Annotated in this window: 22 protein-coding genes and 1 tRNA gene; 7 read left to right on the top strand and 16 right to left on the bottom strand. The window is 46.4% G+C overall.

Translation table 11 applies throughout. The annotated features are described in order from the left end of the window. Nucleotides 1–41 precede the first annotated feature (41 nt). Nucleotides 42–1,160: a ribonuclease D gene (gene rnd / locus R7O03_RS12230; protein WP_138939406.1), complete on the top strand. Its 1,119-nt coding sequence runs from the start codon at nucleotides 42–44 to the stop codon at nucleotides 1,158–1,160. A 77-nt stretch (nucleotides 1,161–1,237) separates the two neighbouring features. On the opposite strand, the gene minE is transcribed toward rnd, so the two are convergent. The 3 genes from minE to minC are packed head-to-tail and all read right to left on the bottom strand — an operon-like array spanning nucleotide 1,238 to nucleotide 2,996. After that, nucleotides 1,238–1,501: a cell division topological specificity factor MinE gene (gene minE, locus R7O03_RS12235; protein ID WP_005388332.1), complete on the bottom strand. Its 264-nt coding sequence runs from the start codon at nucleotides 1,499–1,501 to the stop codon at nucleotides 1,238–1,240. 2 nt (nucleotides 1,502–1,503) lie between these two features. Beyond that, nucleotides 1,504–2,316, bottom strand: coding sequence for a septum site-determining protein MinD (gene minD, locus R7O03_RS12240; protein ID WP_005388331.1), 813 nt, complete (start codon nucleotides 2,314–2,316; stop codon nucleotides 1,504–1,506). 17 nt (nucleotides 2,317–2,333) lie between these two features. Beyond that, entirely contained in the window at nucleotides 2,334–2,996 is a 663-nt protein-coding gene (gene minC / locus R7O03_RS12245; protein ID WP_005382304.1) for a septum site-determining protein MinC, read from the bottom strand. Nucleotides 2,997–3,193: 197 nt separating this feature from the next. Here minC and R7O03_RS12250 point away from each other — a divergent pair, with 197 nt between their 5' ends. From R7O03_RS12250 to R7O03_RS12265, 4 genes are all read left to right on the top strand, one after another. Further along, complete coding sequence (locus R7O03_RS12250; RefSeq protein ID WP_005382303.1) at nucleotides 3,194–3,475, top strand: YcgL domain-containing protein; 282 nt, start codon at nucleotides 3,194–3,196, stop codon at nucleotides 3,473–3,475. 48 nt (nucleotides 3,476–3,523) lie between these two features. Beyond that, nucleotides 3,524–4,495, top strand: a complete 972-nt coding sequence (locus R7O03_RS12255) for a lytic transglycosylase domain-containing protein (RefSeq protein ID WP_005388330.1) — start codon at nucleotides 3,524–3,526, stop codon at nucleotides 4,493–4,495. A gap of 88 nt (nucleotides 4,496–4,583) precedes the next feature. After that, complete coding sequence (locus R7O03_RS12260) at nucleotides 4,584–5,528, top strand: LysR family transcriptional regulator (protein ID WP_318131729.1); 945 nt, start codon at nucleotides 4,584–4,586, stop codon at nucleotides 5,526–5,528. A gap of 257 nt (nucleotides 5,529–5,785) precedes the next feature. After that, nucleotides 5,786–6,985: a NupC/NupG family nucleoside CNT transporter gene (locus tag R7O03_RS12265; protein ID WP_005382298.1), complete on the top strand. Its 1,200-nt coding sequence runs from the start codon at nucleotides 5,786–5,788 to the stop codon at nucleotides 6,983–6,985. Between the two features lie 68 nt (nucleotides 6,986–7,053). Here R7O03_RS12265 and folD read toward each other — a convergent pair whose 3' ends face one another. Further along, nucleotides 7,054–7,914 carry a bifunctional methylenetetrahydrofolate dehydrogenase/methenyltetrahydrofolate cyclohydrolase FolD gene (gene folD, locus R7O03_RS12270; protein ID WP_005382297.1) on the bottom strand — a complete coding sequence of 287 codons (861 nt, stop codon included), beginning with the start codon at nucleotides 7,912–7,914 and terminating at the stop codon, nucleotides 7,054–7,056. Nucleotides 7,915–8,117: 203 nt separating this feature from the next. Here folD and R7O03_RS12275 point away from each other — a divergent pair. Both R7O03_RS12275 and R7O03_RS12280 read left to right on the top strand, forming a co-directional pair. After that, nucleotides 8,118–8,194: transfer RNA gene (locus tag R7O03_RS12275), tRNA-Arg, on the top strand. 163 nt (nucleotides 8,195–8,357) lie between these two features. Further along, nucleotides 8,358–10,049 carry a class I SAM-dependent methyltransferase gene (locus R7O03_RS12280; protein WP_005382296.1) on the top strand — a complete coding sequence of 564 codons (1,692 nt, stop codon included), beginning with the start codon at nucleotides 8,358–8,360 and terminating at the stop codon, nucleotides 10,047–10,049. Nucleotides 10,050–10,142: 93 nt separating this feature from the next. Here the strand turns inward: R7O03_RS12280 and R7O03_RS12285 are convergent, their stop codons facing one another. The 12 genes from R7O03_RS12285 to R7O03_RS12340 are packed head-to-tail and all read right to left on the bottom strand — an operon-like array spanning nucleotide 10,143 to nucleotide 22,753. Continuing rightward, a complete protein-coding gene (locus tag R7O03_RS12285) occupies nucleotides 10,143–11,366 on the bottom strand; it encodes a beta-ketoacyl-ACP synthase (protein WP_053307508.1) in 1,224 nt (407 codons plus the stop codon). Next, nucleotides 11,363–12,088, bottom strand: coding sequence for a 3-oxoacyl-ACP reductase FabG (gene fabG / locus R7O03_RS12290; RefSeq protein WP_213906496.1), 726 nt, complete (start codon nucleotides 12,086–12,088; stop codon nucleotides 11,363–11,365). Before fabG ends, R7O03_RS12285 begins: the two co-directional genes overlap by 4 nt. Further along, entirely contained in the window at nucleotides 12,085–12,549 is a 465-nt protein-coding gene (locus R7O03_RS12295; RefSeq protein WP_005388322.1) for a hotdog family protein, read from the bottom strand. Before R7O03_RS12295 ends, fabG begins: the two co-directional genes overlap by 4 nt. Then, nucleotides 12,542–13,729 (bottom strand): beta-ketoacyl-[acyl-carrier-protein] synthase family protein, encoded by a 1,188-nt coding sequence (locus R7O03_RS12300; RefSeq protein ID WP_005388320.1) that lies wholly within the window; start codon nucleotides 13,727–13,729, stop codon nucleotides 12,542–12,544. The genes R7O03_RS12295 and R7O03_RS12300 overlap by 8 nt, the downstream gene beginning before the upstream one ends. A 20-nt stretch (nucleotides 13,730–13,749) precedes the next feature. Further along, entirely contained in the window at nucleotides 13,750–14,361 is a 612-nt protein-coding gene (locus R7O03_RS12305) for a DUF3261 domain-containing protein (protein ID WP_054575211.1), read from the bottom strand. After that, nucleotides 14,358–16,700: an MMPL family transporter gene (locus R7O03_RS12310; RefSeq protein WP_318131730.1), complete on the bottom strand. Its 2,343-nt coding sequence runs from the start codon at nucleotides 16,698–16,700 to the stop codon at nucleotides 14,358–14,360. Before R7O03_RS12310 ends, R7O03_RS12305 begins: the two co-directional genes overlap by 4 nt. Further along, nucleotides 16,672–17,292: a LolA family protein gene (locus R7O03_RS12315; RefSeq protein ID WP_042523990.1), complete on the bottom strand. Its 621-nt coding sequence runs from the start codon at nucleotides 17,290–17,292 to the stop codon at nucleotides 16,672–16,674. The genes R7O03_RS12310 and R7O03_RS12315 overlap by 29 nt, the downstream gene beginning before the upstream one ends. Next, nucleotides 17,292–17,738: an acyl-CoA thioesterase gene (locus R7O03_RS12320; protein WP_042523992.1), complete on the bottom strand. Its 447-nt coding sequence runs from the start codon at nucleotides 17,736–17,738 to the stop codon at nucleotides 17,292–17,294. The genes R7O03_RS12315 and R7O03_RS12320 overlap by 1 nt, the downstream gene beginning before the upstream one ends. Next, nucleotides 17,738–19,291 carry an HAL/PAL/TAL family ammonia-lyase gene (gene hutH, locus R7O03_RS12325; protein ID WP_085569954.1) on the bottom strand — a complete coding sequence of 518 codons (1,554 nt, stop codon included), beginning with the start codon at nucleotides 19,289–19,291 and terminating at the stop codon, nucleotides 17,738–17,740. The genes R7O03_RS12320 and hutH overlap by 1 nt, the downstream gene beginning before the upstream one ends. Beyond that, nucleotides 19,275–20,981 (bottom strand): glycosyltransferase family 2 protein, encoded by a 1,707-nt coding sequence (locus R7O03_RS12330; protein ID WP_182039297.1) that lies wholly within the window; start codon nucleotides 20,979–20,981, stop codon nucleotides 19,275–19,277. The genes hutH and R7O03_RS12330 overlap by 17 nt, the downstream gene beginning before the upstream one ends. Next, the gene (locus R7O03_RS12335; protein ID WP_182039296.1) at nucleotides 20,974–21,342 is read right to left on the bottom strand and encodes a 3-hydroxyacyl-ACP dehydratase; all 369 of its coding nucleotides are present in this window, start codon (nucleotides 21,340–21,342) and stop codon (nucleotides 20,974–20,976) included. Before R7O03_RS12335 ends, R7O03_RS12330 begins: the two co-directional genes overlap by 8 nt. Before the next feature lie 10 nt (nucleotides 21,343–21,352). Further along, a complete protein-coding gene (locus tag R7O03_RS12340) occupies nucleotides 21,353–22,753 on the bottom strand; it encodes an AMP-binding protein (RefSeq protein WP_213896174.1) in 1,401 nt (466 codons plus the stop codon). Between the last annotated feature and the right edge of the window lies 1 nt (nucleotide 22,754).

The raw sequence follows: 22,754 nt of genomic DNA on the forward strand, positions 1-22,754 counted from the left end.
AATGCCAGCGTTTTGCTGGCATTTTTTATAGCGAGAAGTATGTGAACTATCAAATTATTACTAAAAACAAAGACCTAGAAGAGGTTTGCACTCATGCCCGAGAGGCAGACGTAGTGATGCTGGATACCGAATTCGTTCGTATTCGCACTTTCTACCCGCAGTTAGGTCTGATTCAGCTTTTCGATGGTAATCGCCTCTCGCTGATTGATCCGACTGAATTAACGGATATGACGCCGTTTGTAGCGCTATTAAAAGATACTTCTGTGCTAAAAGTGCTGCACGCATGTGGTGAAGATTTAGAAGTTTTCCAAAACGCTTTTGGTTGTACACCATTCCCTATGGTGGATACGCAGCTGATGGCCGCTTTTCTCGGTCACGGCCTATCGACAGGCTTCGCATCGCTGGTGGAAGAATATTTAGGCGTAGAGCTCGACAAAAGTGAATCACGTACCGACTGGATGGCTCGTCCACTGACACAAAAGCAATTAGATTATGCTGCCGCAGATGTTCATTACTTGTTACCGTTATACGAAAAGCTGTTCGATAAGGTGACGCAAGCAGGTTGGTGGGAAGCTGTACAGCAAGAAAGTGATTTACTCGTTTCGAAACGTATTCGCGTAACCAATGAAGAGCATGCCTACCTTGATATTAAGGGCGCTTGGCAATTAAAACCTTCTGAGCTGGCGATTTTAAAGCCATTGGCGACGTGGCGTTATCGTGAAGCAATCAAAAGAGATTTAGCGCTGAACTTTATCTTCAAAGAAGGTGATCTATTAACGGTCGCTCGTCTTGGTTTAACGAACTTTAAGAAGATGGAAGCAGAAGATATTGATATCCGAGCGATTAACCGCCATGGCGCGAAGATTGCCGCGATTGTTAAACAAGCGAAGCAAACACCTTCTGAAGAGTATCCTGCGAAAATTGAGCGTTTAATGGACTATCCGGGTTACAAGCAGGTCTTCAAAAATATGAAAGACTTGGTGAAATCGGCTTCGCAGAAGTCAGGTTTAGCCACGGAGTTCCTTGCCTCTAAAAAGCAGATCAATCAGTTGATCAGTTGGGTTTGGAAAAAAGATCGTGACCCAGAAGTGTTGCCTGATTTGATGCAAGGGTGGCGTTTGGATTTACTCGGCGACAAGATGAACAAAGCATTAAAGTAATGAAAGATGAAAAAGGTTGGCCTCGATGCCAACCTTTTTCGTTCTAATTAGAGCATTCGTCTGGCGAGAGAAACTGATTACTTTTCTTCGTCTGGTAGCTTCACATTTAGCTCAAGAACTGAGATATCGTCGTCTTTGTGCTCAAATGTTAAGTCAACCATATTTGGATCAATTGCCACGTACTTGCTGATCACCTTCAAGATGTCTTCTTTTAATTGAGGCAAGTAAGACGGCGCAGGATCATTTTGGCTGCGGCGCTCTGCGACAATGATTTGCAAACGCTCTTTAGCTAGATTCGCAGAAGTTTTCTTCTGTGGACGGAAAAATTCTAATAATGACATGTCTAGCCTCCAAAGAGTCGTTTAAAGAGTCCTTTCTTCTCCTCAGTAAGGAAACGAAATTCAACCTGATTGCCTAATAAGCGATCAACGGTGTCAGAATAAGCCATACCCGCATCGGTGTTATCGTCAAAAGTGACTGGCACACCTTTGTTTGACGCGTTAAGCACGGCTTGGCTTTCTGGAATCACGCCCAGTAGTGGAATATGTAAGATCTCCTCAACGTCTTCAACGCTTAGCATTTCGCCTTGAGTGACGCGAGATGGGTTGTAGCGAGTCAGTAGAAGGTGCTGTTTTACTGGCTCTAGCCCTTGTTCTGCACGCAGTGACTTGGAATCTAAAATACCGAGAATGCGGTCAGAGTCACGCACAGAAGAGACTTCTGGGTTCGTTGTGACAATGGCTTCATCGGCATAGTACAAGGCCATTAACGCGCCTTGCTCGATACCTGCTGGTGAATCACAAATAATGAAATCAAAGCCCATTTCATCAAGTTCGCCGAATACGCGCTGAACACCATCTTTTGTCAGTGCGTCTTTATCACGAGTTTGAGAAGCAGGAAGAATAAATAGGTTGTCCGTGCGCTTATCTTTGATCAGCGCTTGGTTTAATGTCGCTTCGCCGTTAATGACGTTCACAAAGTCATACACGACGCGGCGCTCACAGCCCATGATTAGATCGAGGTTACGCAAACCGATGTCAAAATCGATCACCGCGGTCTTTTTTCCCTTAAGAGCTAGACCAGAGGCGATGGCTGCGCTTGAAGTGGTTTTACCAACGCCACCTTTACCAGACGTTACTACAATAATGCGTGCCATTTTTTTTCCTTTTTAGATTAAATCGCGAGAACTTCTAAATGTAATGATTCATCGGCTTTACTGATCATTACTTTCTTTTGCCAGTACTCGCTTTCAATTTGATCGCTTAACCAGTAGTCACCCGCAATGGATACCAGTTCTGCTTGTAAATCGTGGCAAATAATACGCGCTTCCTGCTGACCACTTGCTCCTGCAATCGCACGACCTCGAAGTGTGCCATGGATATGAATAGAGCCGTCAGCAATGACTTCAGCACCTGCACTGACGTGCGCTAGCACCACCAAATCACCATCTTTTGCGTAGATCTGTTGTCCTGAGCGGACAGGCGTACGAACTACTTTCGTTGGTGCCATTTTGGCAGGTGCTTGGCTTGGTGATTTGCTCGCCGACATAATGGCGAAGCCAGCTTCGGAAGCAAGGTTTTGTACACGCTTGTCTTTACAGCCCGTTACACCGACCGGAATAAAACCAGCATCTGAGATGCCTTGTTTAAGCTTAGGGAAATCAATGTCGCCTTGTACTTTTGCTATATTGATTACCAAAGGCGCGGATGCAAAAAAAGAAGGTGCTTGAGAAACTTTTTCTTGCAAAAATTCGACAGTCTTTGCGATCTCATTGTCAGAAAGGTGTAAAACTGACAATGTAAAACTGCTACCTTTAAGGTCTGGTGAATGGGTCATCGTGGACTTCTTGCCTTTATTGAAAGAGCGTTGCCTTAAACTAGGTATGTCATGTTATATTTCATCCTTTGACGCAGCAAGTTCTCTCGTGGGCAAATAGGTGAATTAATCTCAAATTTGCTATTAAGTTTGCGAGAATTTGACGTTTACAACCTAATCCGCACTCAACGCGGCTAAATCAGCATAAAAGGCGTGTCATGCTTTGTTCTATTTATAAAAGCTCGAAAAAAGAAGGTACTTATCTCTATATTCCGAAAAAGGATGATTTTTCACAGGTTCCTGACACCTTAATGCAGATGTTCGGTAAGCCTATCGCTGTCATGACGATTAAACTTGATGGCCGTAAATTGGCACAAGTTGATATCGAAAAAGTGAAGGCTTCATTACAAAATGATGGCTTCTTTCTTCAGGTTCCACCGCCGCCGGAGAACCTATTAGAAAAGTACAAAGAACAAAAAGCCCAGCAGAAAGGCGAATAACGTCATCGTTTTTCATCTGGGATTTCTGCCTTGCTCAAGGAGGGCAATATGAAAAAAATACTGGCTACCATGCTTAGCGTTGGTATGTGTACCTCGGCTTTTGCAAGTAGCGAGGGTTTTGATGAATACTTGAATAAGCTGCGTGCTGAAGCTCGTGATAAAGGTATCTCAGAGCAGGTCATTAGTGCTGCTTTTGCTAATGTTGAGTACAAGCCCCGAGCAGTAAAAGCGGACCGAAACCAACCAGAAAAGAAACTGACATTGGATGAGTACATTCCTCGCGCGGTGCCTGAATGGAAGGTGAAGCAAGCCAGACAACTCTACAAAGAGCATTACACTGAGCTAAAGCGTATAGGCGATGAGTACGGTGTCCACCCGCGCTTTATTGTGGCACTTTGGGGAGTTGAAAGTAACTTTGGTAAGTTTACCGGCAACTTTAAAGTGATTGATGCACTATCCACAATGGCATTTGAAGGCCGTCGTGAAGAGTTTTTCCGTAAAGAGACCATGTCGGCACTTCAGATCCTCGATCAAGGCCATATTGAGCTAGAGAACTTTAAAGGCTCATGGGCTGGTGCGATGGGTCAATGCCAGTTTATGCCAAGCTCTTTCCTTCGTTTTGCTGCTGACGGCAACGGTGATGGTAAAAAAGACATATGGCAATCTGAAGCGGACGTGTTTGCATCAACCGCTAACTATTTGAGCAAGTCTGGTTGGGATGATAAATATACTTGGGGTCGCCAAGTTAAGGTTCCTAAAAATATTGATCGCAGCCTAGAAGGGCGCACGGCTGAAAAAGGCAAATACCTTCAAGAGTGGAGCCAATTAGGTATCACAAAATATGACGGTAGCCCGTTGCCAAAACTGGATGAAGACATCAAAGCATGGTTGATCATGCCGGACGACGAGAATGGTCGTACGTATCTGGTTTACAATAACTACAACGTATTGATGAAGTGGAACCGCTCTTACTACTTCGCACTTGCTGTGAGTCACTTGGCTGACCGCATTAAATACTGATCTGCCATCAAACAATTTGGCATTCAGTCTTCAATACAAGGGCTCTTCGGAGCCCTTTGTTTTTTCTATAACCAAATCGAGGTAAAGCGTGTTATCTGAACGTGCCGCACAAATGGTGATTTTCTCCGCTCTTCTTAAACACAAAAGCTTCACAGCTGCTGCAAAGAGCTTAGGCGTGTCGGTGTCTCATGTGAGTAAACAGTTGAGTCAGTTAGAAGCGTCTCTTGGTATCAAGCTTGTTCAACGCACTACGCGAAGCTTTACGCCGACTGAGGCAGGGAAAACCTTTTTTCATCACTGTGAGCAAGTGGTACAAGCGGTGAGCAGCGCCACATTAGAGATGGAAACCCAGCGGGATGAAGTGGCAGGTTTGGTACGTCTTGGGTTGTCGCAATCATTTGGTACCTTACACATCATCCCAGCGATTCAAGAGTTACGCGAACTGTATCCTCAACTTCAAGTGGAAGTACATCTGTTTGACTATAAGGTCGATATGTTAGCCGAAGGGCTCGATTTATGGGTAACCAACAATGAGCATTTGCCTGAAGGTTACATTGCGCAGCGTTTGACGGATTGCCAGTTTGTTGTTGCGGCATCGCCAGATTACTTATTGAAACATGACACGCCAGCAGAACCGGATGACCTATCTGCTCACAACTGCCTCATATACAGAAGCTGGGAGCGTGACTATACGGGGTGGGCGTTTACCAAAGATCAGAAAGAATTGAACGTAAAAGTCTCGGGTAACTATTCAGTGGATCTGGCAGAAGCCGTTCGGGATGCGGCTATTGCAGGTTGGGGTATTGCCTACCTTGCCACTTACTTGCTGGGGGATGAGTTTAGAACGGGTAAGTTAATACAGCTGTTACCTGACTGGAAAGCCAGCCAGTCGATGCCGTTTTATGCGGTATACCCAAGCCGCCAGCATATGCCAAAAAAAATATCCGCAGTGATTAACTTTATCAAACAGAAGATCGGCAACCCTTGTCATTGGGACCAACGTTTGGCGCCTTACATCTCTATTCCTAAATAACAGGATCAATGACGTTGTAGAACGACACATAAGGTGATTCACTTCACAAAAATTTTTCCTGAACCAGAAACATATTTTCCATATGGAAATAATTAAAATAAGCAAACGTTTATCTTCAATAAATTCAATTGGTTATTTTGTTGGTCAGTTATTGGTCGCTTAAACTTTTCACACTGTTAACATCCTCAACTTGCAGCATTTTGAGTCCGCTATACAATCCGGTGCCTTCCATATCCCCCTTCTGTCGGATTCATTTTATGAACTCAATTATTGGTATCGTAGCCATACTATTCCTAGCATGGCTACTTTCTACAAATAGAAAAAATATAAAGCTGAGAACGGTGTCGTTTGCGTTTGCTTTGCAGGTACTGTTTGCGTTGTTGGTTTTATATGTACCAGCAGGACGAGATGCGCTGAATTCAGTGAGCAGTGTTGTGTCGAATTTGATCAACTATGGTCAAGAGGGCATTGCGTTTTTATTCGGTAATTTGGCGACAGGGGGCTTCACCTTTGCGATCAATGTTCTGGGTATCATCGTTTTCTTCTCCTCTCTTATCTCAGGTCTTTATCACATTGGTGTGATGCCAAAAATCATTAACTTTATCGGTGGTGGTATTCAAAAGCTGCTGGGTATCGGTCGTGCTGAGTCTTTGTCTGCTACGGCGAATATCTTTGTTGGCACCATTGAAGCACCATTAATGGTAAAGCCTTACTTAAAACACATGACTGACTCGCAGTTCTTTGCAGTTATGACAGGTGGTTTAGCGTCAGTTGCTGGCGGAACGTTGGTTGGTTACGCATCATTGGGTGTCGACCTCAACTATCTTATTGCTGCTGCATTTATGTCTGCACCTGCCGGCTTGTTGATGGCAAAAATTTTAATGCCAGAAGATACGGATAAAGCAGCAGATATCGACATTAGCCAAGTTGAAATTCCACGTGCAACCAACGTAGTAGAAGCATTAGCCGATGGTGCCATGGCGGGTGTACGCATTGCTGTATCGGTCGGTGGTACGTTACTGGCGTTTATTAGTGTCATTGCAATGCTAAACGGTATGTTAGGTTGGATAGGTGATCTGATTGGGACACCATTAAGTTTTGAGCTCATCCTAGGTTTTGTGTTTGCGCCGGTCGCTTGGTTGTTGGGTATACCATGGCAAGAAGCAACCACAGCAGGCTCGTTGATTGGTAACAAGATTGTTGTGAATGAGTTCGTCGCTTTCATCCAGCTTGCAGAAGTGAAGTCTCAACTTAGTGAACACTCACAAGCAATCGTGACGTTTGCTTTGTGTGGCTTTGCAAACATCTCAAGCATGGCGATGCTGATTGGTGGGTTGGGCTCTTTGGTACCAGAAAAGCGTGCATTTGTTTCTAAGCATGGTTTCCGTGCGATTATCGCTGGTGTCATGGCGAACTTAATGAGCGCTTCGATTGCGGGCGTGATTTTAAGTCTGTAATTGAAATAGATATCAACAATTAGCAAAAAGGCTCCTTGCGGAGCCTTTTTCGTATCTGAAGTTTTACGTTATTTGTCTGTGTGGAACTGTTCGCAAGCGAGCATCGTGTTCTCAATTAAACTTGCGACGGTCATTGGGCCAACGCCACCAGGAACAGGAGTAATAAAGCTCGCACTTTCACGTGCTTTGTCGTACTCCACGTCGCCAACTAGTTTGCCTGAGTCAAGACGGTTAATACCGACATCGACCACCACTGCGCCTTTTTTAATCCACTCACCAGGGATGAAGTTAGGCTTACCAACCGCAACCACGACAACGTCAGCTTGACGCACATGACTCTCTAGGTCTTTGGTAAAACGGTGACATGTTGTTGTTGTGCAGCCCGCAAGCAGCAGCTCAAGTGTCATTGGACGACCAACAATGTTTGACGCGCCAACCACAACCGCATGTTTACCACGTAGCTCAATGTTGTAACGGTCGAGTAGGGTAATGATGCCCTTTGGCGTGCAAGAGCGAAGCTTTGGAATACGTTGTGCAAGACGGCCAACGTTGTAAGGGTGGAAGCCATCCACGTCCTTCTCTGGGTGAATGCGCTCTAAAACATGTGTTGTGTCTATGCCCGCAGGAAGGGGTAATTGCACTAGAATGCCGTCAATTTCATCATCGTTGTTTAATTCATCAATCAGCGCTAGTAACTCTTCTTCTGAGCTAGACGCAGGAAGGTCAAAAGACTTAGAAACAAACCCAACTTCTTCACATGCGCGGCGTTTGCTACCGACATAAACTTGAGAAGCAGGATCTTCACCAACTAGAACCACTGCTAAACCAGGAGCACGTAGCCCAGCTTCAACACGTGCTTTAACACGTGCAGCCACTTCGGATCGAACAGTTTGGGAAATGAGAGTTCCGTCTATATTTTGAGCAGTCATGACTTTCCTTATAAATTAAGAAGGCAGATTATCTGCGGCGCATTGTCGCAGAATTTCTTATCAACATCCATACGCAAACGTTTGCTTTGTGGTGTTTTTGAACATTAAGCGTTTTAATGGACTTTTTTTAGGCATTCAGATCAGAATGTTATGAAAACCCGTTGATTTACCCGTTTGAACTCGTATAATCCTGTCCCTGTAGCGCGCCCTTAGCTCAGCTGGATAGAGCACGTCCCTTCTAAGGATGTGGTCATTGGTTCGAATCCAATAGGGCGTGCCATTTATTCAAAAGCCTCGATAACTCTTTGAGTTGTCGGGGCTTTGTCGTTTTTAGGTTTTTGGCTGTAATTGCCACTCTATCTACAACTTTTGAATGGCATTCTAGCCATTGCAATTTCTAGCAATTAATATGGACGCATATTAATTACCTTTCGTTAACCTTTATGCCTGCCACTTCTAACTTTTATGACCGACACGCCGACTCTTTCGCGAAGCAATACACATCGATCCAGTTTGAGGATGTCCACGCGAGTTGGAGAGTCTTCTGGCCCCAGGCTGGAGATCGTGTGTTAGATGTTGGCGCGGGCTCTGGTCGAGACGCGAAATGGATGGCTGAGCATGGGTGTGAAGTTGTTGCGATTGAGCCTGCTCAAGCACTTCTAAGGCTTGGTAAGTCTTACTGTGGCGATTCCGTTACTTGGCTTGAAGATGCATTACCTAAGCTTGAGAAAACCATTAATCTTGGCTTTCGCTTCGATTTAATTCTTGTCAGTGCGGTATGGATGCATCTTGCGCCTACGCACCGTGAACGTGCATTTCGCAAACTTGCAAATTTGTTAGCGCCTAATGGTCGATTGGTGATTAGCCTTCGTCACGGTGACTTTTCTGACGGTCGTAAAGCTTATCCCGTATCGGTTGAAGAGCTCGAAAAGTTTGCAAAGAATAGCGCTTTAATGGTGAGAAACGTATCTCTCGATGACGATCAGTTAAAGCGAACGGGTGTATCTTGGCAAACTGTAGTGATGTCTTTGCCTGATGATGGTTCCGGTGATCTGAATAAGGTTCGCCACATTATCGTCAATGATTCCAAATCGGCTACCTATAAGCTCGCACTACTACGTACTTTACTACGTATTGCAGACGCTCATTCTGGTGCAGTGGTTGATCGCAGCGAAGGTAAAGTTGCAATCCCATTAGGATTAGTTGGCTTATATTGGATTCGTCAATTTAAGCGTTTAATCGATAAAGAGAACATCCAGCAAAGCTCGAACTCGTCTAAAGGGCTAGGTTTTATAAAGCCCGATGGCTGGGGCAGACTTTCCCATTTAAGTCCTGATGATCTTGCTATAGGCACGACATTTTTTGGTGAAGATGCAGTGGCGCTTGATAAAGCGATAAAAGACAGCTTAAAAACCATAAAAGATGGTCCCGTCACTTTTACCTATCAAGGTGATAAATCAAACCCTTACTTTGAAATGATTCGTTCAGCTAAGAAGCCAAAACGTTCAATTGTTGTGGATAGCGAGTTCCTCGAAGGTTATGGGCTGTTTGTGTTGGATGAAAGCCTTTGGGATTGTTTTCGATTGTATAACTCTTGGATTGAGCCGCTGGTGGTCAACCAATGGATTATGGAAATGCAACGATTTCGGTCTAATCAAGAGCGGGGTATTCCACTGCAAACGTATCATGATTGTTTGGTCTGGATTGATAAAGACCATGATACGCGAGTCGTGCGAAAGAGAATTGAACAGTTGAAGCTCAGCCATTGCGACATTGTCAGTGTATGGAGTGGAAGCAAATTACGAAATGAGTATCACGTTGATCACTGTTTGCCATTTGCTTATTGGCCCAACAATGATAAGTGGAACTTACTACCAACATCTAAGGTTGAAAACCTAAACAAGCGTGATCGTATTCCTGCTAGCTATCGATTAAACGCATCCAAGCCGCGAATTTTGGATTGGTGGCAGTTAGCTTGGGGAGAGACGGATAATTTGAGTCGGACGTTTTTTACCGAGGCTTCATTGTCGCTACCTAATGTGCCTGCATCTTGTCAAGATTTTGAGCATGTCTTTGAAGCGATGGGATTACAAATTCGTGGTGTTAAAAGTCGCCTTTGTATCGCGGAATGGTAATGTCTTGTTTGCCGTTACAGCGTGATATATGAACCTGATAGCCACCAACAAAAAAGCGCTGGTTAACCAGCGCTTTTGCATTTATTAAGGGCATTACATCTTTTTAAAGATGATGGAGGTGTTGATGCCGCCAAAGGCGAAGTTGTTACTCATCAAATATTTCACGTCCAGCTCTCGGCCTTGTCCGGCGATGTAGTCTAAATCGCCACATTGCTCGTCGAGGTTTTCTAGGTTGAGCGTTGGGTTAAACCAACCTGTGTGCATCATTTCTAAACCTAGCCACGCTTCAATCGCGCCACAGGCGCCTAGTGTGTGGCCAAAGTAGCTCTTGAGTGAACTGATTGGCACTTTGCCCAGAGCATTCGCTGTTGCGTTGCTTTCCGCAATATCGCCGCGGTCGGTGGCAGTGCCGTGAGCAGATACATAGTCGATCTTCTCAGAAGGAATGCCCGCGTTTTGCAAAGCCATTTCCATACAGATTTGCATGGTTTCCATCTGTGGTTGAGTGACGTGTGCGGCATCACAGTTGCTGGCAAAACCGATGATTTCTGCATAGATTTTCGCGCCACGAGCGACGGCGTGTTCGTACTCTTCCAGAACTAGCGTTCCCGCACCTTCACCAATCACCAAACCATCGCGATCGGAGTCATAAGGTCTTGGTGTGCTTTTCGGGTCTTCATTCTTCAGACTGGTGGCAAAAAGGGTATCGAAGACCGCGGATTCCGTTGGGCACAATTCTTCAGCGCCACCAGCAACCATGACCGTTTGGTAGCCGTGCTTGATCGCTTCGTAGGCGTAGCCGATTGCTTGGCTGCCAGAGGTACATGCACTGCTGGTTGGGATCACTCGGCCTTTCAAACCGAAAAATAGACCAACGTTCACTGCCGTGGTATGCGGCATCATTTGCACGTAAGTCGTTGCGGTGATCGCTTTAGTGGTTTTCTCATTCAGCATGACACCAAATGCGCCGATTGCGTCAGTACTGCCTGTTGATGAGCCGTATGCGATACCCGTTTGACCATTGGTGAGTACGTCGTTACCAATCAAACCTGCTTGGCTTAGTGCGTTTTCTGTTGCGACGGTCGCCAATTTGGAAACACGCCCCATGCCGCGTACTTGCTTGCGCTTGTAGTGCTTTGGCAGTTCAAAATCTAAAATTGGTGCCGCGAGCTTGGTGTTCAAACCATCATACTGTTCGTAAGAAGGCATGTATTGCGTCGCGTTCTGGCAGTCACGCAGTTTTGGTTCGACAGATTGCCAATCGTTACCAAACGCAGTCACGCCTGACATTCCGGTTACAACAACTCGACGGCTCATACTAGGCCTCCGTTTACCGAAATGACTTGGCGAGTTACATAGCCTGCGATGTCAGACATAAGGTAACTGACTAAACCAGCAACTTCTTCTGGCTCTCCCATGCGGCGCAAAGGAATTTGCGGCATCGCATGTTCTTTCACGTGTTCGTCTACCATGCCTGTGTCGATAAGCCCTGGAGCAACGCAGTTGACGGTGATTTTGCGTTTTGCCAGTTCAAGCGCGAGTGATTTTGTTGCACCAATTACGCCCGCTTTCGCTGCGCTGTAGTTAGTTTGACCACGATTCCCCGTTAGGCCAGAGACTGATGCAAGCGTAACAATTCGGCCGCCTTTGCGCTTTTGCACCATTGGCATAACACAAGGGTGAAGAACGTTGTAGAAGCTATCTAAGTTGGTATGAATCACACCATCCCATTCTTCTTCGGTCATCGCAGGGAAAGCGGTATCTTTTGTGATACCAGCGTTGTTCACGACGCCATAGTAAGCGCCGTGTTCGGCGATATCGGCTTCTAGCTTCTCACGACAATCTGCACGGTCACTGATGTCGAATTGGATAAGACGACCGCTACCACCATGCTGTTCGATGGTGTTTAGGGTGTCTTGCGCGCCTTGTTGATCGCCCATGTAATGGACAATGACTTGGAAACCATCTTTGGCTAATTGAACGGCAATGGCTTTACCGATGCCTTTGCTGGCACCTGTAACGAGGACTTGTCGGGTCATTGTTGACTCCTGATTTTCATTTCTTGTAATTTTTCTTCTGATGGAACGTAAACGTTCAATTGGCAAGTCGCTACAACAGTTCCTTGTAGCTCAATACGGGCTGAAAAAACCGCCATACCGTTATCTTCCATAACTTTTTCAGCATACACATCGAGCACCTGTCCGCGAGAAAACGTATCGCATTCAGACGTGTATCGACGGCTACCAAGCAAAAAGCCAATCGGTGGCGCTTGTTCTTTCATTAATGCGTGGTAACCAGACCACGCCGCGACAGATTGCGCCATAAACTCAATGCCAACGTAAGCTGGCACGGTTTGAGAGGTCGAGTCGAAGAACGGGTTGTGTTCTGCGATATCAACCTGGCAGTGAATCGTATCTTGTTGAACATCCAAAGCACGATCAACCAAGATCATTGGTTTGTCGTGTGGCAAAAGTTGTTCGATGGGAGGAAGTTTAGTCATGAGCGTAACCAAAAATAAGACTAATATTATTGCCACCAAAAGCAAAAGAGTTGCTGAGAATCGCTTTGTTACCCAGTTTGGTTGGCGTCTCAACTAACGATATATGGATATCGTCTGCTTTGGTTTCGCAGTGTTGTATTGGCAAATCAAGGTTGTACTTGAGAATATGCCAAGCGATCGCGGCTTCCGTTGCACTTGCTGCGCCTAATGTGTGTCCGGTAAGTGGCTTTGTCGAGCTTACGGGAACGGAGTCTCCAAAGCAGCGATGAATGGCTTTGCTTTCCATCGCATCGTTTAACGGCGTTGCTGTGCCATGCGCGTTGATGTAACCAATGTCTTGCACTGTAAGTCCTGCATTGGCCAACGCTTTTCTCATCGCTTCTTCTGCGCCTAACCCTTCTGGATGTGGTGCGGAAATATGGTGTGCGTCTGAGCTGTCGCCAGCTCCGAGAAGAGCAACGGGCGCAGGTGTTTTGCTTAGCAACATTAATGCTGCGGCTTCACCGATATTGATGCCGTTGCGATGTTGGTCAAACGGCTTACAAAGGGTATCGGATAGAGCTTCTAAACCGTTAAAGCCGTTTAGTGTGAGGCGACAAATGGTATCCACACCACCCACAATAACCGCATCAACAATGCCAGAGCGAATCAGGCGTTGTGCGGTTAAAAAGACACGGCCACTAGAAGAACAGGCGGTTGAAACTGAGTAATGTGGGCCGCTCAAATCAAAGTAGGCGGCAATAAAATCGCTGCAGTTGCCAAGCTCTTGTTTGGTGTAATGGTAGTCGGCAGGAAAATTACCCTTTGCCAGCTTTTCACCAAATGCGATTTCGCCATCTGAAATGCCAGATGTGCTGGTGCCGATCACGACTGCGATACGGTCACGACCATATTTAGCCATGGCGTCACGCACGTCGCCTTCGATTTGCAGCAAAGCCGAAAGTGCGAGGCGGTTGTTTCTCGTATCAAACTGGCTGAGTGCGGTCGGTAATTGCGGTAACGTCTGTGCAATTCGACCGATTACTGTTTGGCGGCCTGAATTTAAAATATCTTGGTCAACCACCATGTTGGATGGCTTCGCTCCCGATAAACACTGGTGGATGAGCGCGTCATCTTGTCCCATGGCAGAGTGAAAGCCACAGGCCTGAATATACAAAGGTTGAGAAGAGCGAATAGGCATATTGTTATTCTAAATTGTTCTTAGTTAATCTGATGTTGCAGTGTTTGAATAGAAATTGAAAACTGATGTTTGAGGTGATGAAAATCAATCTTACCCTCTAACTTGTTAGAAGAGCTGTATTGAATCTCAATGATCTTTTCACCGTCGCTATCAAAGATGGCGCGAGAATTATTTTTATCAATAATTCGCCACCTTACCTCATTTAACGATCCTTCCCAAGCGGAACTCGGCCAGAGCGTGATCATCAGGTTAAATAATACCTGTTCTGGCTGCGGTAGCGAACCTTGTAAACCATTGAGCACTTCGGTTTGAATTTGTTCTCCATCGTAAGACAGTGAGAGTACTCTTGTCCCCCAGGATGAGAAGCCTGCCAGCACCACTTCGTTGTTGGTCACTTGCAGTTGTACCGGAAGTTGCTCAGATGTGGTTTTACCATCTATTGCCCAAGAAGCCGTAATTAACTGACTGGCAGACAACTGATAGCCCAAGCTTGCGGGAGTGGGTAAGCTAACTTGGGTGTGCTCGGCAATGTCGACCTGAGGCGTCGATTGGTGAGGGACCAAGCTGCATGCACTTAAAAACAGGCTCAGTGCGAATAACGTCGCGCAGCGAAAGGCGTGATTGAAAATCATGACGTCGTTTCCTCTGTTTTAATTGCAATCGGAGAGAGCAGCCAAGCGACAAAAATACCACTTAACACCGTAATGCCGAAACTGTGAATCGCGTGAGTTTGGCTGAGTGACAGCAACCCAAATGACAACACAGTGGTCATTGCCGAAAGGGTGATCGCTAATAGTGTGCTCACACTGCGGGCTTTCTCGGCAAAGAACAGAGTGTAATCGATCCCGATACCAAGAATGAGCACCAAGCCAAGCAAGTTGAACAGGTTTAATGTTGTTCCCATCGCGACAGCAGTTGCAAGACCGCAGGCGCAAGCAATCAATGATGGCAGTAAAACTCGGCAACTGTGTTGCAGACCGTACCGCTTGATTAATACCAGAAAGATCACAGCACTGGCGGCTGCCAATAGCTCCATGATTTTGATTCGGTATTCACCAAATAGGGCGGATATTTCTTCAGCTTTGTTTAGGTAAACAACATCAGACTGTGATTTGGCAAATGCCTTAACAACAGCGGAGTCTTGCAATTGGTTTAACACCACAACCGTTGCCGATTTTTCATTAATTTTACCCAAATGAAGAAAACGTACAGGCGCTGATACCGGGTTTTGCAAGTACTGTTCAACCGTAACAGGGATAAAGTCGGCGTCCATTTTGGGCTTTTTACTTAAGCCCAACCCGGAAGTAAGTGGGCTGGATTGTGTCGCGTAAAGATCGCGAATCAATTGATAGTCTTGTTGCTGACGTTCCACTGAGCTCAAGTAGCGGCTCAGGCTCTGGTAGCTTTCGATGGTGCTTTCCGCTTTCCACGCTTCTAAAGTTGGTGTCAAAGACTCCAGCTTTTTCATTAGGCTTTCGTCATCGTCGGCGGTAACGACCAACATTTGCTGCGAAGATTGCATGCCACTGAGCGTCGTAATCAAGGTTTCTTGCTGCTTGAGATCTTTCGGCATCGTTTGCAGCAGACGAATGTCGTCATCGTAGTTCAATTGCAGCAAGAAAAAGCCACTCGCAACCACACATAACATCGGTAATCCGACTTTAATTCGAGGTTGATTCCAAAGCGTTAACCATTTCGCCAACAGTGATTGTCCTGGTAAGTTCGAAATGGATCGCGATGGGTTACGAGCCAGTATCGGATACCAAGCCACCACGGTGATGTAAGCAGCAATCAGACCAAGGGATGAAAACAGCGCAAGCTGCTGCAAACCTGGAAACGGTGCCACTAACATGCCCAAATAGCCGATCAAACTGGTGATTAAGCCAAGTGTGATAGCTATGAAAATATGCTTTAATCCTTGCTCGCTATCCCATTCATTTCCCGCCGCAAGACGTTCGGTTAGGTAGTGGAATGCGTAGTCGATAGACACGCCGATTAAACTTGCGCCAAACACTAAACTGAACAGATGGACTTTTCCAAAAATCCACGTCGTAACGGACAAAGCAACGAGCAAACCAATGGTGATGGAAAGCAGTGCCAGAGACAGTGGCATCACACTACGAAAGACCAACACGAGCAATGCAATGATACCGAGCAGAGAGAACACACCGATGGTACTGATCTCCGATTTGGCACTTTGCGTACCAAAGTCGGCGTAAAATAGAACGCCAGTATGTGCCACTTTAGCGCCATATTTCTGCGCGACGCTTTGCTCTAGCGCTTGAATGTCAGGGACGGCAAGCTGCCCAGTTAGGCTATAAGGCGAGTCTTTTAGCTCAGCAGTAATAAGCAAGTATTGAGCACCGTCTTTTTCGACGGACAGATAGCCGTTATCCAATCGGAAAGAGGACGATTGCTGGGTAACTTGGCTTAAATAATCACGAAATAGCAAGAAAGGATCATTTTGTAACTCTTGCCCAGTCACTCCAGAAAACGGGTTGTACAGAGATTGAATCACATGCTGCACTTGCTGTTCTGGATTTTTGCTTAAACGCTCTCGTTGTTCAGGCGTCAGCAATTGGAAACGGTGCTTAAAGTAGTAACTCGCCCAAGCTTGCTGCTCTTGAGGTGAGATTTTTCCCACCACATCGCGAAAATGATTACTTTGTCGTAACCCCTTATCAAATTCAGTGGCCGCTGCAAAAAGGGCATTTTTGTCCGGCGCTGTGATCACGAAAATGACTTTGTCGCTCATACTTGCCGAGACCGACTCAAAGGCTTGCTCAGCCACTGGGTTTTGTTGGTTCTTCGGCAACAGTTTTAAAATGTTGGTCTCAATCGGAGATTCTGCACTCCAAACCCATTGTTTGAGTAGCAACGCGCCCGCTAAAACAACGAGATTGAGCCAAACCAGAGCAAAGGTATGAGTGCCAAGACTGAGTTTAGAAACGGAATTGAGCGTCTTCGGCATCCGTGAGTTCCTGAGGTAGAGAGGTCTGGTTTGTAAACGTGATTTCGGTCTTATCGCCGCGCAGCTCTTGCAGGGTTAGGCGATCAATATGCGTTTTACCGGAAAGGGTGATGGCTTTAAACACCGCATTTAATGGCGAATGTTTGGGCACTAAAACGAGCTGCCACTGATTGTTCTCAACTGAAAAATCGAGTGTGAATTGTTCTTGCAGTGCAGAAGTATCCCCGTGGAACACGGATAAAAACACATGGCTAAAGTAGAACGCCATTGGGTTTTCTTCAGCAGAGATCGTTTTCGGATCTTGGTTGGCAAAAGTCTGACGAAGTTTGTTTTCCGTCAATACCAAATTGACTGCGAAAGGTTCTGTTTGTTGCCACAACAAGCCATGTGTTTTGCTCAGTGTGAACTGACCTTTAGAGGTTAGAGGTTGACTGAACATTTCCAGATGACGCTGCTGCGTAAAATCTCCGCGCACGATTTCATGCTGAGACAACTGCTGCTGAAGCGATGCCAAATCTGTTACGTTTGCTGTCGGTGTGGCCAGTGCTGGAACAGAAAATATCAACAAAAAAGAGAGTAACCACTTTTGCATTAGTCCAGACTCCCATGGTTGTGCCATTGCTCTACTTTATCTAAAAAGATTGCTGGAGAAACAAAGCACATCTCTTGCTTTTCAATGGATACGGCGACTTGCGTTGTATGCGCTTTGCACATACGTTGATTCGTTTCGGCGTCGTAAATCACGTAATCCACACGTAAGCGGTTTTCCCACTCAGTGAGTTGCGCGGTAATGCGAATGGTGTGATTAAACGGAATCGCCTTCACGTATTTAACGCGCGTGTCGATGATCGGCCACATGTACCCAGAGTCTTGCATATCGCGATAGCTGTATTGGATCTTTTCCATCAGCACACGACGCGCTTCTTCAAAATATCGAAAGAAGTTGCCGTGATAAATCACGCCCATCGGGTCAGCATCTTGGAATGAGGTGACCATAGTCACCTCCGCTTCTAATGGGTAGAGAACCTGCTCTTGCATTATACCTCCGCGTAGAGTGGCCAATGACGTTGCTGAATGCGTTCAATGAAATGGCGCAAATCTTGTTCCAATGGGCGATCTTCAATCACAAATTCAAACTCGCTCAGTACTGCGTCACGAATTACTCGCAAACTCTGACTCATGTGGTGTTCGTCCAATTCGTTATGACGACGACGAATCTCAACCGCTTGAACGCTTGCTAGGAGTGAAGCCGCAGCAACTTGCTCTGTTAACTCAAGTACGCGTAGGCAATCACGAGCCGCAATGGTGCCCATGCTCACTTTGTCTTGGTTGTGACATTCGGTTGAGCGAGAAAAAACGCTCGCTGGCATGGTGTTTTTCAACGCTTCTGCCGTCCAAGCTGAGATACCAATCTGAACCGCTTTAAAGCCGTGGTTGATCGGTTTACGCTCGCCTTCTGCACCGGTTAAGTTAAACGGCAGGCCGTTATTGAACTTGTAATCCATCAGTTGCGCCATCTGACGGTCCAGCAAATCAGCCAAGTTGGCAATGTTCACTTTCAACGTATCCATCGCCATTGCGATATGACCACCGTAGAAGTGACCGCCGTGGAGAACGCGCTCGTTGTCGCCATCGATAATTGGATTGTCGTTGGCACTATTTAGTTCATTCTCAATCAATTGACGTAGCCAAGGCAGTGAGTCTTGCACCATGCCAATTACGTGTGGCGCACAACGCAGCGAGTAACGATCTTGCAGTCGGTCGCTATTGCGTGGCGGACGTTCAGCATTGAGATCATCACGCAGCCAAGCCGCAACTTGCTGTTGACCAGGGTGAGGTTTTACCGCAAACAACGCTTCATCAAAGTGGAAATCGTTACCTTGCATACCCACAGAGACCATTGCGGTAATCTTGGTGCACAGCTGCGCTAGGTATTCTGCGCGTTTGTAGGCAAGACAGGCGAGAGCAGTCATCACGGATGTACCGTTCATTAACGCCAAACCTTCTTTTGGTTTTAGGCGAATTGGCTCAATGCCCAGCTCTGAAAACACTTCTTGTGTTGATCGCACATCGCCTTTGTAAAGTACTTCACGCTCGCCAATCAAGGTCGCCGCTAGGTACGACAGAGGCGTTAAATCGCCACTTGCGCCCACCGAGCCTTCCTGTGGAATACGCGGCGCAATGTCGTGGTTGATAAGCGTAACGATTTGGTTCAACAGATCGTGAGACACGCCAGATACGCCTTGCGACAATGAACATAAACGTGTTGCTAGCACCGCACGAGCTTGCTCATGAGAAAGGATTTGACCTAAGCCACAGCCATGGAAGCGCGTAAGGTGCAACGGAAGTTCATCCACAAGAGCGGGTGGAATCGCCACGGTGCATGAATCACCATAACCCGTGGTTACGCCGTAAATAACGCCTTCTTCTTTCAGTAATCGTTCCAGAAACGCCACGCCACGATCAATTTTCGCGGTAAATTCTGGCGAGGTGTTCATGTTTGCCTTTGCACCTTGAGCAATGGCAACGACATCTTCGATGGTTAAAGATTGGGCACCAAAAGTGATGTTGTGATTATTGTTGTTTGTCATGTGGCTGATTACTTAAAGTCCAGAAGTTAAAAAAGTTGTACCACTGTAACGGCGCTTGCAGTGTGTGGTGTTCTAATCTTTGTGCGTACTGTTGAACAACGTGTTCTAGTGCCTGCTGACGCTCCTTGCGCGGTAGCGTGATTTGGTCACTAAAGTGTTCAAAGTACACATTAAAATGCGGAGTGTTTGCTTCGTCGTCGCGTAGGCCGAAGAGTAGGTAAACCGGCGCTTTTAATACCGAGGCTAGCATGAATGGGCCTTGCGGGAATGGTGCAGGTTTACCAAGAAAATCTGCCCAAACGACACGATTTTCTTTGCTGGTGGAAGTGCGATCGCCAACGATCACCACCCATTCGCCTTGCTCGATTTTTTGTTGAAGCAGAATCGCGGTGTCTGGTCCCATTGAGCTGACTTGAATCAGATTCAGTTCCGAATTTGGGTTTACCGCCTTCATTACCGCATTAAATTGTTCAGCGTGTTGGGTAAATACCAAGGCATTGATTTTGACATGAGAGTGTCGACGACCAAGCGCACGGCAGAGTTCGATATTGCCAAGGTGCGAGCCTAAAATGAGTACGCCTTGTTTTTTCTGCGCCATCTCTTCGAAATGATGCTGGCCGTGAATGGTTAGGTTATCGACGTTAAAGTCACCTTGCCATGCTGCCAGTTTGTCGAGCATGGTTCGCCCAAAAGAAAGCAGATGATGATAGCTGTCCAACTGTTTTGGTAGTGCGATGCTCTGCTGCGTTGCGTAGTACTGCAAGTTTTGCAGGTAAATCTCAGACGCTTCACGGGCAGATTTACCCGTGAAGTGGTAGTAGCGCATGACTAATTTTAAAATCAGGTCAAACGCTTTTCTGCCGAACAAGCGGTAAACCGCGAGTAAGGTTTTGATGCCTAAAATCGTGCCTTGTTCTTTTCGTTTCGACCAGTGGGCATTACTGTCATCTGTGTTTTGGCGCTTTCTGGCGAGTAGCGAAGGAATGCGCGGCAACATGCCAAAAAATAGGCGAGTGTGCATCCAGCTTATCTTGACGTTATCCCACAATGCGTCGAAGTGGGAAATGCCACCTTCAGGGTAGATCACACGCGTTGGAACAAAATCAATGTCGACGCCTTCCCAGTACATTCGCACTAGAATTTCGATATCAAAATCCATGCGTTTGCCGATACTGTACTTGTTCAACACGGCGACCGTTTTCGCCACTGGGTAGGCGCGAAAACCGCACATGCTGTCTTTGATAGACAGTGACAAGGTTTCTATCCACACCCACACGTGCGTAGCGTAGCGACCATACAAACGGGATTTAGGTACGCTCTCGTCGTATATCGGTTGGCCCGAAATCAGGTTATCTGGTTTTGTTTCGCTGGCGCTGAGCAATTTCGGCAATGCTTCTAGGTCGTGTTGACCGTCTGCGTCGATTTGAATGGTGTGCGTAAAACCAAGTTGGTGAGCTTGATGTAGGCCTGCCATCACCGCGCCACCTTTGCCTTGGTTTTCACTCAAACTAATCAGTTTTATCAGCCCTTGTTCACTCAAAGCAGAAAGCGCTTGTTTGGTGTCTTCATTGCTGCCGTCGTCCACGACCAGCACTGGCAAAGCGAAAGAGGATAACGATGCCACCACGTCTGCAATTGTGCTGCCGTGGTTGTAGCAAGGAATTAAAAAGCAGGGGCGATAATCACTCACGTGACTCACCCAGTTTCATTTTTCCTGACGAGTGAGTCACCAAGGTTTCACCGTTTGTCGATGTGTACTTAAAGGTCAATTTCTCGCGCTCATTGTCCCAAGAGAGTGAGAGGCAAACGTCGGCGTTTGGCAGAATCGGCTCTTGAAATTTGATGACTTCCATTCCTTTAAATACCTTGGGAGTATTCAAATGTTGAACGGCGTAGAACAGCGCCCAATCAATTTGAGTGACGCCGGGTAAAAGAGGGAAGTGATTGAAATGACCTTGGAAATCTAAGATGTCAGCATCCACTCGCAGCGACAGCTCTGTGGTGTGGTCACTCACTTCAATATTCTGAATAGTTGGTTTTCTTTTTTCCATGTTACTAGCTTTATTGGAATAGTTTTTCAATTTCAGCAACTTGGCGTTTGCCTTGGCTGTTCAATGGAATTTCGTCGACCACTCGGAATTTTCTCGGGATAGCGATCGGTTCTAGCCAATTGCGCAGTGCCTTGCGAAGCTCAAGCCAAAATTTGCCTTTACCAAGTTCATTAAGCACATCGCTGCCTTGATCGTTAAGTACGATGATCGAGACTAACGTGAGGCGACCAGATTCTTCCATTGGGATCACCACGCTTTCTTGAACCCACGGCAGTTGCTCTAAACGTTTTTCCACTTCGACAAGAGAAATGCGCTTTTCTTCGACTTTGACGATTCGGTCAGTGCGTCCACGCAATTCAAAAGAAATACTATCATGGAAATAGCATTCATCCGCAGTTTGGTACCAAGTGTTTTCATCAATGTGTGGCGAGCGGAGCTTTAAACAATTTTCATGGTTAAGCTCGGCTTCAACACCAGGGAATAACGTCCAGGGAGTGCTAGCTACGTGCTGCTGACGGTAAGCGATGCCGCCGGTTTCTGTGCTGCCAAAAACTTCAATAGGAAGTGACCCAAACAACAACTGGCTGTGCTGCGCGGCTTGGTTTGGCAAGGGACCACCAGAAGAAAATACGCACCGAATCGCAACCGGATTGTGCTCTTCACTGAGTCGTTTTAGTAACGCAGGGCTGCTTACTAGCGTGGTGTCAGCATCAGCGTGATGGACAATTTGCTCTGGGAACTCAAGGTTGTGTGCTGAAAATGGACGTGCAGAGCACAAAGGCCACAATACGCGGAACAGCAAGCCGTAAATGTGTTGATGAGAAACGGTGCTTTCAACGCGTGTGTTGGCAACTGTGTCGCCCCATAGGTTATCTAGAATAGAAACTTCGATATCGAGCTGTTTCAGCGTTTTTGCAATGGCTTTTGGTGTGCCGCTTGAACCCGAAGTGAATAGCGTTACCGGTATTTCCGCTAGGTTTAATTCTCGCCAAAAATAAGGTTGTTTGGCCTCTGGCTCGTTAATCACGGTGGTTTCTAGCAATGATTGAGCTTCGATCAAAAGCGAGCTCACCAATTCTGGAACCGAGACATCGGCATCATGCAGCAACAAATCGTAGTGCTCACTGAGCTCTTTGAGTGCTTCTGGTTGGTAATTACCAGGTAATACAATGGATTTTCCTGTATAACAACAAGCAAAAAAGCCAACGGCAAACAGGTAGCTGTTGCCAAAACACAACGCAATGTTTTGCGTTGGTTGGGTTTCTAACTGCTGAGCAAGTGTTGCGACGTGCTGCTGGAAATCACCCCACGTGATAACCGTGTCGCGATCGTAAGAGACTGGGGATTGCTCAAACCTCTCTGCGATGAACAAGGTCGCAAGGGAGGTAAAGCTCGAATACGTTGTATTCATA

Origin of the sequence: Vibrio sp. Vb2960 (assembly GCF_033337665.1) — a bacterium.
In the GTDB taxonomy this organism is placed as follows: Bacteria; Pseudomonadota; Gammaproteobacteria; order Enterobacterales; family Vibrionaceae; genus Vibrio; species Vibrio alginolyticus.

Coding starts and splice junctions, on each gene's coding strand:
- minE (WP_005388332.1), bottom strand. CDS start 1,501: ATGTCATTATTAGAATTTTTCCGTCCACAGAAGAAAACTTCTGCGAAT.
- minD (WP_005388331.1), bottom strand. CDS start 2,316: ATGGCACGCATTATTGTAGTAACGTCTGGTAAAGGTGGCGTTGGTAAA.
- minC (WP_005382304.1), bottom strand. CDS start 2,996: ATGACCCATTCACCAGACCTTAAAGGTAGCAGTTTTACATTGTCAGTT.
- R7O03_RS12250 (WP_005382303.1), top strand. CDS start 3,194: ATGCTTTGTTCTATTTATAAAAGCTCGAAAAAAGAAGGTACTTATCTC.
- R7O03_RS12255 (WP_005388330.1), top strand. CDS start 3,524: ATGAAAAAAATACTGGCTACCATGCTTAGCGTTGGTATGTGTACCTCG.
- R7O03_RS12265 (WP_005382298.1), top strand. CDS start 5,786: ATGAACTCAATTATTGGTATCGTAGCCATACTATTCCTAGCATGGCTA.
- folD (WP_005382297.1), bottom strand. CDS start 7,914: ATGACTGCTCAAAATATAGACGGAACTCTCATTTCCCAAACTGTTCGA.
- R7O03_RS12280 (WP_005382296.1), top strand. CDS start 8,358: ATGCCTGCCACTTCTAACTTTTATGACCGACACGCCGACTCTTTCGCG.
- R7O03_RS12285 (WP_053307508.1), bottom strand. CDS start 11,366: ATGAGCCGTCGAGTTGTTGTAACCGGAATGTCAGGCGTGACTGCGTTT.
- fabG (WP_213906496.1), bottom strand. CDS start 12,088: ATGACCCGACAAGTCCTCGTTACAGGTGCCAGCAAAGGCATCGGTAAA.
- R7O03_RS12295 (WP_005388322.1), bottom strand. CDS start 12,549: ATGACTAAACTTCCTCCCATCGAACAACTTTTGCCACACGACAAACCA.
- R7O03_RS12300 (WP_005388320.1), bottom strand. CDS start 13,729: ATGCCTATTCGCTCTTCTCAACCTTTGTATATTCAGGCCTGTGGCTTT.
- R7O03_RS12305 (WP_054575211.1), bottom strand. CDS start 14,361: ATGATTTTCAATCACGCCTTTCGCTGCGCGACGTTATTCGCACTGAGC.
- R7O03_RS12310 (WP_318131730.1), bottom strand. CDS start 16,700: ATGCCGAAGACGCTCAATTCCGTTTCTAAACTCAGTCTTGGCACTCAT.
- R7O03_RS12315 (WP_042523990.1), bottom strand. CDS start 17,292: ATGCAAAAGTGGTTACTCTCTTTTTTGTTGATATTTTCTGTTCCAGCA.
- R7O03_RS12320 (WP_042523992.1), bottom strand. CDS start 17,738: ATGCAAGAGCAGGTTCTCTACCCATTAGAAGCGGAGGTGACTATGGTC.
- hutH (WP_085569954.1), bottom strand. CDS start 19,291: ATGACAAACAACAATAATCACAACATCACTTTTGGTGCCCAATCTTTA.
- R7O03_RS12335 (WP_182039296.1), bottom strand. CDS start 21,342: ATGGAAAAAAGAAAACCAACTATTCAGAATATTGAAGTGAGTGACCAC.
- R7O03_RS12340 (WP_213896174.1), bottom strand. CDS start 22,753: ATGAATACAACGTATTCGAGCTTTACCTCCCTTGCGACCTTGTTCATC.